Below are 9,067 nucleotides of genomic sequence, written 5' to 3' on the forward strand. Positions count from 1 at the left end.
AGTCGGTTGACCCGGGACAACTCAGCTTTAAGCCGCTCCTGAAAAAAGCGGCGGTTGTAGACACTGGTCAGCACGTCCGTCACTGACAGGCCGCGTAACTCTTCCTCAACCCGTTTCAAATCCGAGATATCGGAAACAAAACCATGCCATAGCACCCCGCCATCGATCAATTGCTCCGGCGTGGCCTCGCCTCGCAACCAGCGAAGTCCTCGGCGCGGCAATATAACGCGGTACTCTTCACACCAATGGGTCAAGTTTTGCGCAGAAATACTGATCGACTTTTTTATCCGGTCCAGGTCTTGCGGATGGATCCGGTCAAATACAGCATCTGAACTTTGCTGCATCAACTCGTGAGACAGCTCGTAAATCCTCCACATACCGGAGTTGGTGTAATTGAATAATGAGCTACCGTCGCCGTTCATTTGATACTGATAGATACCGCCAGGCACTTGCGCGCTGAGTTTTTCCAGCATCAAGTCGCGTGCAGCCAACGCCTCTTGGACGCGTTTGCCCTCAGTGACATCAATGCAAACCGCCAAAAAACCCGTCCAATGATCATGACCGTCCCGCATGGCCGTCACCAGCATGTTGACCACCAGTGAACTGCCGTCCTTGCGCACGAATGTCCATTCCCGAGTCGGATGACCGCCCTCTTCCAAGGCCTCGAACAACATCACCTCCGTCACCGGCACCTCACGGCCATAGCGCTGGCTTAAGTACTGACCATGACTCTGCAACTCGGCCAATACGTGCAACTCTCTTAGTGGCAGTTGCCCCAATACTTCGTCGCCGCCGTAGCCCAACATCTGCTGTGCGCCAGAATTGAAGGTATTGATGATGCCGGTGGAATCAGTTGCAATGATTGCGACGTGTGTCGTAGCGTCCAGCACGCTGCGCAGTTCGGTGGTTCGTAGTTCAACCAGCTTCAAGGCGCGCTGACGCCTGCTGACCAAGCTGTACAACAACGCACTGAGCATCAGGCTGAACAAGCCGCCCATCACCATCACACTCTTGGCCGACTGATTGGCCACCAAAAATACTGCGGCCGGACGAATCTCCAGACGGTATTCACGATCAGCCATGCGTACCTGCGCAACGAGCTTTAGCTCACTGTCTGCAACGGTATTGGTGGACTGGTACAACAGGCCTGGAGTGCCGGGTGAAGAAACGTCGAACAATTGCAGCGCCAAGTTATCGCTGACCTGTTCAGGCAAGCCCTCGGACATCAGTTTGTTCATACTGATCACTGCCATGACATAGCCAGACAGCGCTTGATGCTGAACGCCATTGCTGGTCGCGGGACGCCGCACAGGTGAGACCAGCAGCACGCCGCTGGCGTTAATGGGTTCCAGACCCACCAGCGTCATTCTTGGCGAAACAGCCATGCTGCCCAGCTCGTTTACCCGCTTGAGCGTAGCCTGGCGAGTGGGCTCGGAGCTGACATCGAAACCCAAAGGTACCGGATTGGTGCTGCGTGACTGGGAGTAAAGCACAGGAAAATATTCCGAACGCCTGGCAGCCGTTTTTAGTTCGCCAGTATTCGTATCAATCTCGCGAATCGTATAGCCGCTCAAACCTAAGCTCTGCGCCTGCTGTTCAAACTGCGCACGTTCGCTACCGGCCACCTTCGGCGCCCAAGAATATGCCTGAGTCAACATCAACAGCGGCGCGGCATAACCATCAAATTCATCGCGGGTGATTTCAGTGGAGTAGACAAAAAAACGCCGCAGACCATCCAGACGCTGGACTTGATCGTCGAAGCGATCTTGAATACGGCTGAGGCGCTCGCCCGCCATTAAACTGAAGCGTTGCTGCACTTGACGCTCATGCCGCTGGCTACTGGAGATCACCAGTACGCTGGTCAGTACAGCACCCGCGCCGAATGCCACGACGGCAGCGAGCCATGCGCGAGCATTCTCGTTGATCGTGTCGGGAATCGTGGGGTGAGGACTTTTTGAGCGCATCGCTAAAACTCACAACGCCAGTGTGTTCTGGCGTCACCGTGGCAATAGCTCAGTTATAGCCATTTGCCACTAACTTGACCAGCCATACTCGCGTCTGCACCTGCCTAAATTAGCCGGGTGTAGACGCTACGCCAGCTTAACGCGCGGTAATGCGCCAAGCCCGGTGAATCTTGGTATTGCGGGCAAAATCCGGATCTACCGTTTGTGCGGTAATTTCCTCGACTGCATAACGTTCGCTCAGGTTTTCATCCAGCTGGAATTTGCGGAAGTTATTGGAGAAATACAACACGCCGCCCGGCGCCAAACGTGCCATGGCCAGATCCAGCAACTGCACTTGGTCTCGCTGCACATCGAAGATGCCTTCCATCCGCTTGGAGTTAGAGAACGTTGGCGGATCGATAAAGATCAGGTCGTATTCATCGCGGCTCGCGTCCAGCCAGGCCATGACGTCGCCCTGTTCCAGGCGATTTTTATCCGAGAAGCCGTTCAGTGACAGGTTACGTCGTGCCCAATCCAGGTATGTCTTCGACAAATCGACACTGGTTGTGGTCCGAGCGCCACCTTTTGCAGCATGCACGCTGGCGGTGCCGGTGTAGCTGTACAGATTGAGGAAACGCTTACCTGCTGCCTCACGCTGAATACGCATGCGCATTGGACGGTGATCGAGGAACAGCCCGGTATCCAGGTAGTCGGTCAGATTGACCAGCAGCTTGACGCCGCCTTCGCTGACTTCGAGGAACTGGCCTTGAGCACTTTGACGCTCGTACTGTTTTGTACCGCTTTGGCGCTCGCGACGCTTGATCACGACGCGGTTCTTCTCGATGTTGAGCGCTTGAGGAATCGCAGCCAACGCATCGAACAAGCGGGCCGACGCTTTTTCCGGATCAATAGACTTCGGAGCGGCGTATTCCTGAACGTGGACCCAATCGTGATACAGGTCGATGGCCATTGAGTATTCAGGCATGTCGGCGTCGTACACGCGGTAGCAGTCGATGCCTTCACGGCGTACCCACTTGCCCAGCAACTTGAGGTTTTTCTGCAGACGGTTAGCGAACATCTGCCCGCCTTCGCTCAGGCGCGCTTGTTCAACGACTGGCTCAGGAGTTTTGATCGGGTTGCCGTTTTTGTTGTACTTCTCGTATTTGCTCGGTGCCTCGACTTCGGTCGATTCGCTGGCTTGTGCTTCAATCTGCTCGCGCTCGACCTGACGCTGCTCGGCGGTACGGCGCTCGCCAGTGACGAATTGATCGGGCAGCACTTTGATCAATAGCAACTTGCACGGTAACGCACCGTTCCAGAATGCATATTGTTTATGGCTGCGGATGCCCATGCGCTTGCCTAGGTCCGGTGCGCCGGTGAATACCGCCGCTTCCCAGTTCAAGCATGCCTGGCGCAAACGCTCGCCAAGGTTCTGGTAGAGATAAAGCAGGCTGGCCTCATCGCCCAAACGCTCGCCGTAAGGAGGGTTACAAATAACCAGGCCTTTCTGGTTCTGGTCCGGACGCGGCTCGAAGGTCGCGACTTCGCCTTGATAGACCTTGATCCACTCGCTTAAACCAGCACGCTCGATATTGTTGCGCGCAGGTTGAATCAGACGTGGATCGGCTTCATAACCGCGCACCCACAACGGTGGCTTGGCCAGACCAATGTCGGCTCGGGCCTGTGCTTCATCGTGGAGTTTGGTCCAGATCGCCGGAATGTGCCCCAGCCAGGCGGAGAAGCCCCAACGCTCGCGCTTAAGGTTGGGCGCGATGTCCGCCGCCATCATTGCGCCTTCCACCAGGAAGGTACCGACGCCGCACATCGGGTCAGTCAACGCGCCCCCTTGAGCGGCGATGCGCGGCCAGCCGGCACGCACCAAAATGGCTGCTGCGAGGTTTTCTTTAAGCGGCGCGGCACCCTGCTGTAGGCGGTAACCGCGCTGGTGCAGGCTGTGGCCGGACAAGTCGAGGGACAAAATGGCTTCGCCGCGATCCAGGCGCAAGTGCACGCGCAAGTCTGGATTGAGCTTGTCTACCGAAGGACGCAAGCCGGACGGTGTGCGCAGTTTGTCGACGATTGCATCTTTAACCTTCAACGCACCAAAGTGGGTGTTGTCGATGCCCGAACCATTACCGCTGAACTCCACCGCGAGGCTGCCTTCGGCGTCCAAGTGGTCTTCCCACTCAACATCAAGCACGCCGTGATACAGATCCTCGGCGTCTTTCATCGGGAAACGCTTGATGACCAGCAACACACGGTTGGCCAGGCGCGACCAGAGGCACAGGCGGTAGGCAGTTTCCATGTCTGCCAAGCCGCGGATAGCCGAGGTATGTTCGCGGGTTTCCTCAAGGCCAAGCCCAGTGGCTTCCTCAGCGAGCAAGCCTTCAAGGCCTTTAGGGCAAGTGAGGAAGAGTTCAAAACGGTCCGACATGGGTAATCCAACGCCTTAGGCGATAAGCGGCGGGGCAACGCATTGCCCAACCAGATTTTAAACAGACGCCTTTCTTGGAGAACGCCTGCGTGGCACACACATTGTGCCAGTCCTTCGTGAACGATCCCCTGTGGGAGCGAATTCATTCGCGAAGGCAGCGATGCTGTATAGCAGATAAACCGCGTCGTCCGCTCCCCGAATAAATTCGGTCCCACAGATTCGGCGTAGGCTAAAACGTTGCAACAAAAAGTCACATTCCGTGACCCTTCGTCGATTAACGGTTGACGTCAATCGGCCATCTTTTAGTAGTGCAAACCGCTTCCATTCTCAACCAAACCCACGGATCAGGGGCGTTCAGGAGAAAATATCCTTCCAAACGCGTGTGTTGCTTATGGCCTGAACACTCCATTAGTTACGTTGTTATGACAAAACGATCATTCACAGCGTCCAGCGCATTGGTTAGAACTTCACTCAGGTTGTCACTGCAACAGCGACACCACTAAGCCCGCGACGCCGGCAGCGGGTATTCACGGCAGAAGATTCTGCCCGACCTCAACATGAGGTCTCCAGGGACATAACAGTCAACAAACGAGGGCAACACCCTATGAGAAGACTTAAGCGTGATCCGTTGGAAAGAGCATTTTTACGCGGATATCAATTTGGTGTTCATGGTAAATCCCGTGAGCTTTGCCCTTTTACTCTACCGTCGGTGCGCCAAGCCTGGATCAATGGCTGGCGAGAAGGACGCGGCGACAACTGGGACGGTATGACCGGCACTGCGGGCATCCACAGACTCAACGAACTTCACGCGGTCGGATAACCAGGCACTTACCGATCAAGTTTTTTAAAGCTTCAACATTCAACTAAACATGCACGCCCCATCCGGGCGGCGGGCTAGCGCCCAGGGGTTCCTTCCAAGGAACCCCTTTTTTAGCGGCGACTCATTGCCGCAATCGCATCTACCGACTGCCCGATCAACGCAGGGCCCTTGTAGATGAAGCCCGAATAGAGTTGCACCAGGCTTGCCCCCGCCGCGATTTTCTCCGCCGCGTGCTTGCCTTCTGTAATCCCGCCAGCAGCAATGATCGGCAATCTCCCAGCCAACTCGGCAGCCAACACTTTGACGATATGGGTACTCTGCTCACGAACCGGCGCACCCGACAGGCCACCGGCTTCGTCGCCGTGCGGCATGCCTTCGACACCCTTGCGGCTAAGCGTGGTGTTGGTGGCAATCACTGCGTCCATGCCTGAATCGATCAGTGCAGCGGCGACCAGCACGGTTTCTTCATCGGTCATGTCCGGCGCGATCTTGATCGCCAGCGGCACACGTCGGCCGAACTTCTGCGCGAGGTCTTCTTGACGCAGGCGCAGTGCTTCCAACAGTTGCTTGAGCGAATCGCCGAATTGCAGGCTGCGCAAACCCGGTGTATTAGGCGAACTGACGTTAACCGTCACGTAACTGGCGTGCTCGTAGACTTTGTCCAGGCAGATCAGGTAGTCATCCACGGCGCGTTCAACGGGCGTGTCGAAGTTCTTGCCAATGTTGATTCCAAGGATGCCGCTGTACTTGGCCGCCCGCACACGGGCGATCAAGTGATCGACGCCAAGGTTGTTGAAGCCCATGCGGTTAATGATCGCCTCGGCTTGGGGCAAGCGGAAAATCCGTGGTTTTGGATTGCCCGGTTGTGGTCGCGGGGTCACGGTGCCAATTTCGACAAAACCAAAACCGAGCTGCGCGAAGCCGTTGATGGCCGCACCGTTTTTGTCCAGACCCGCTGCCAAGCCGACCGGATTAGGAAAATCCAGGCCCATGACCTTGACTGGCAAGTGCGCAGGCGACTTGCTCAATAAACCATTGAGCCCCAAACGTCCGCCTGCACCGATCAAATCCAGCGACAGGTCGTGAGACGTTTCAGGAGAAAGTTTGAACAATAACTGGCGGGCCAGGTTATACATGGGCAGGTGTGGCTCGTGAGCGGCTGAATTCAGGGCGCCGATTATAGACGGACCGGGCATTGGAGGCGAGACATGCTGTAATCTTTGCCGTCGCCCGTGCCGGGTGCGGAATATGCATTGCTTAAAGACGCCTTATCAATAAAGAGCCGTTCTATGAATAACTCACCCAACAATGCACTCGATTGGGTCGCGGGCAGTGATGCCCCGGAAAAAAACGTCATCGATTTAGGCTTTATGGCCCTCACCGATTGCGCGCCACTCGTTGTGGCCGCCACCCAAGGGTTTGCTCAGCCTTATGGGCTGACATTGAACTTAAAACGTCAATCATCCTGGGCCAATCTTCGCGACAAGCTGGTCAGCGGCGAATTGGACGCGGCCCACAGCCTGTATGCAATGATCTATGCCGTGCAACTGGGCATTAGCGGAACGGGCGCAGCCGATATGGCGGTGTTAATGGGCCTGAACCAAAACGGGCAAAGCATCAACCTCTCAAAAGCGTTGCAAGACGCCAACGTGACCAGTCCTGAAGCGCTTGATCGCCGCGTGCAACACAGCAGCAGCAAGCTAACGTTCGCCCAAACCTTCCCCACCGGCAATCACGCCATGTGGTTGTATTACTGGCTGGCGAGTCAGGGCATTCACCCTTTGAATGACGTCGACAGCGTGGTCGTGCCTCCGTCACGAATGGTTGCGCACTTGCAGGCCGGGCGAATCGACGGCTTTTGCGTCGGCGAGCCATGGGGCTCCAGCGCGGTCAACCAACGCCTTGGATTTACCTTGGCAACCTCCCAGGCGATTTGGCCCGACCATCCGGAAAAAGTACTGGGCTGTACCCGGGAGTTCGTCGAGCAAAACCCCAATACCGCCCGCGCACTGGTAATGGCGGTGCTTGAGGCCAGCAAATTCATCGAACAAAGTAACGAAAACCGCCGCAGTACCGCTCAACTGCTTAGCGGCAGCGATTACCTGAACACGCCGGTGGACTGCATCGAACCACGCCTGCTGGGCGACTACAGTGACGGCCTTGGCAATCACTGGCACGATCGACACGCCGTACGCTTCCACGGTGCGGGCGAGGTCAACATGCCTTACCTTTCCGACGGCATCTGGTTTATGACCCAGTTCCGACGCTGGGGCCTGCTACGCGAAGACCCGAACTATTTGGCCATCGCTGGCCAAGTCCAACAGTTGGAACTCTATCGACAAGCGGCTGCGGCCGTTGGCGTTGCTGTCCCCGTCTCGGCCATGCGCAGCAGCCAATTGATCGATGGCAAAATCTGGGATGGCACCGACCCGGCAGCCTATGCGCGTAGCTTTAAACTGCACGCGTTGGTCGACGCCACACCCACCCGCGTCAGTCGCTGAAGGAGCCTGCAACTATGCTGCGTATCCTGCTGATCAACGACACCCCAAAAAAGGTCGGCCGACTCAAGGCGGCCCTGATCGAAGCTGGCTTTGAGGTCATAGATGAATCTGGACTGATCATCGATTTGCCCGTACGCGTGCTGGCCGTGCAACCCGATGTGATTCTGATCGACACCGAGTCACCTGGTCGCGATGTGATGGAGCAAGTGGTGCTGGTCAGCCGTGACCAGCCAAGACCCATCGTGATGTTTACCGACGAGCACGACCCTTTGGTGATGCGCCAAGCGATCAAATCAGGAGTTAGCGCCTACATTGTCGAGGGTATTCTCGCCCAACGTCTGCAACCGATTCTGGACGTCGCGATGGCACGATTTGAGAGCGACCAAGAGCTTCGTGCCCAATTACAGGCACGGGACCAGCAACTGGCAGAGCGTAAACGCATCGAACTGGCCAAGGGTTTGCTGATGAAAATGAAAAATTGTAAAGAGGAGGAGGCTTACACCCTGATGCGCCGCCAGGCCATGAGCCGCCAGCAGAAACTGATTCAAGTGGCTGAGCAAATCATCGCCATGAGTGAGTTATTGGGCTAGGAACGAGCTTGACGCCTAGTGCTGTTCGATATATTGGCCCGGACCTTGCTTATAATATTGCACCGGTAGCCAAAGGCGGTTACCACGTACACGACAAAGACGTCGCACACTCTTCTCGCTCAGGCGAATCGGGTTGCGGCGTTTTTTGCGTTTGGGCTCTTTCGATCTATACCGAACAAGCAAATGGGGTGCTCTATGGATGCAAGCTTCTGGAAGGCCGGTCACAAACCTACGCTGTTCGCAGCCTTTCTGTATTTTGACCTGAGCTTTATGGTTTGGTACCTGCTCGGCCCAATGTCGGTGCAAATCTCTGCCGACCTGCACTTGACCACCCAACAGCGCGGTTTGATGGTTGCAACGCCGATTCTGGCAGGTGCTTTTTTGCGGGTACTGATGGGGTTGCTGGCTGACAAGCTGTCGCCAAAGACCGCCGGGATCATCGGTCAAGTCATCGTGATCGGCGCACTGCTGGCTGCCTGGCAGCTCGGCATTCACAGCTATGAACAAGCACTGTTGCTCGGGGTCTTCCTCGGCATGGCCGGCGCCTCATTCTCCGTCGCCCTGCCGCTGGCCTCGCAATGGTATCCGCCAGAGCATCAAGGCAAAGCCATGGGCATCGCCGGTGCAGGTAACTCGGGCACCGTGTTTGCCGCGTTGATTGCGCCGGCACTGGCCATGGCGTTTGGCTGGACCAACGGGTTTGGTTTTGCCCGGAGTCCATTGGTTGTGGTGTTGAGTGCCTTCCGTTTGATGGCGCGCACCTCACCGCAGCGGGCACA

At 56.4% G+C, this 9,067-nt stretch carries 7 protein-coding genes; 4 read left to right on the top strand and 3 right to left on the bottom strand.

Annotated features, from left to right (window positions below; all coding sequences use genetic code 11):
• Both M0974_RS21700 and rlmKL read right to left on the bottom strand, forming a co-directional pair.
• On the bottom strand, nt 1-1,964 hold a 1,964-nt coding region (locus M0974_RS21700), incomplete at its 3' end, for a CHASE domain-containing protein (RefSeq protein ID WP_297841520.1).
• Nucleotides 1,965-2,100: 136 nt separating this feature from the next.
• Complete coding sequence (rlmKL, locus tag M0974_RS21705; RefSeq protein ID WP_297841523.1) at nt 2,101-4,377, bottom strand: bifunctional 23S rRNA (guanine(2069)-N(7))-methyltransferase RlmK/23S rRNA (guanine(2445)-N(2))-methyltransferase RlmL; 2,277 nt, start codon at nt 4,375-4,377, stop codon at nt 2,101-2,103.
• 604 nt (nt 4,378-4,981) lie between these two features.
• Here rlmKL and M0974_RS21710 point away from each other — a divergent pair.
• On the top strand, nt 4,982-5,197 hold the full coding sequence (locus M0974_RS21710) for a ribosome modulation factor (protein ID WP_080290409.1): 216 nt from the start codon (nt 4,982-4,984) through the stop codon (nt 5,195-5,197).
• Nucleotides 5,198-5,307: 110 nt separating this feature from the next.
• On the opposite strand, the gene M0974_RS21715 is transcribed toward M0974_RS21710, so the two are convergent.
• On the bottom strand, nt 5,308-6,333 hold the full coding sequence (locus M0974_RS21715) for a quinone-dependent dihydroorotate dehydrogenase (RefSeq protein ID WP_297841531.1): 1,026 nt from the start codon (nt 6,331-6,333) through the stop codon (nt 5,308-5,310).
• A gap of 153 nt (nt 6,334-6,486) precedes the next feature.
• Between M0974_RS21715 and M0974_RS21720 the strand changes: the two genes are divergently transcribed.
• The 3 genes from M0974_RS21720 to M0974_RS21730 form a co-directional block, all read left to right on the top strand.
• A complete protein-coding gene (locus M0974_RS21720; RefSeq protein ID WP_297841533.1) occupies nt 6,487-7,698 on the top strand; it encodes a CmpA/NrtA family ABC transporter substrate-binding protein in 1,212 nt (403 codons plus the stop codon).
• A gap of 14 nt (nt 7,699-7,712) precedes the next feature.
• Nucleotides 7,713-8,288: an ANTAR domain-containing response regulator gene (locus tag M0974_RS21725; RefSeq protein WP_297841535.1), complete on the top strand. Its 576-nt coding sequence runs from the start codon at nt 7,713-7,715 to the stop codon at nt 8,286-8,288.
• 195 nt (nt 8,289-8,483) lie between these two features.
• The coding region (locus tag M0974_RS21730) for an MFS transporter (protein ID WP_297841538.1) at nt 8,484-9,067 on the top strand (584 nt) is incomplete at its 3' end.

It is taken from the genome of Pseudomonas sp. (assembly GCF_026224925.1).
Lineage (GTDB): Bacteria > Pseudomonadota > Gammaproteobacteria > Pseudomonadales > Pseudomonadaceae > Aquipseudomonas.

Bases quoted from the DNA above. Each gene is read 5' to 3' on its own strand.
- M0974_RS21710 (WP_080290409.1), top strand. From the start codon at position 4,982: ATGAGAAGACTTAAGCGTGATCCGTTGGAAAGAGCATTTTTACGCGGA.
- M0974_RS21715 (WP_297841531.1), bottom strand. From the start codon at position 6,333: ATGTATAACCTGGCCCGCCAGTTATTGTTCAAACTTTCTCCTGAAACG.
- M0974_RS21725 (WP_297841535.1), top strand. From the start codon at position 7,713: ATGCTGCGTATCCTGCTGATCAACGACACCCCAAAAAAGGTCGGCCGA.
- rlmKL (WP_297841523.1), bottom strand. From the start codon at position 4,377: ATGTCGGACCGTTTTGAACTCTTCCTCACTTGCCCTAAAGGCCTTGAA.
- M0974_RS21720 (WP_297841533.1), top strand. From the start codon at position 6,487: ATGAATAACTCACCCAACAATGCACTCGATTGGGTCGCGGGCAGTGAT.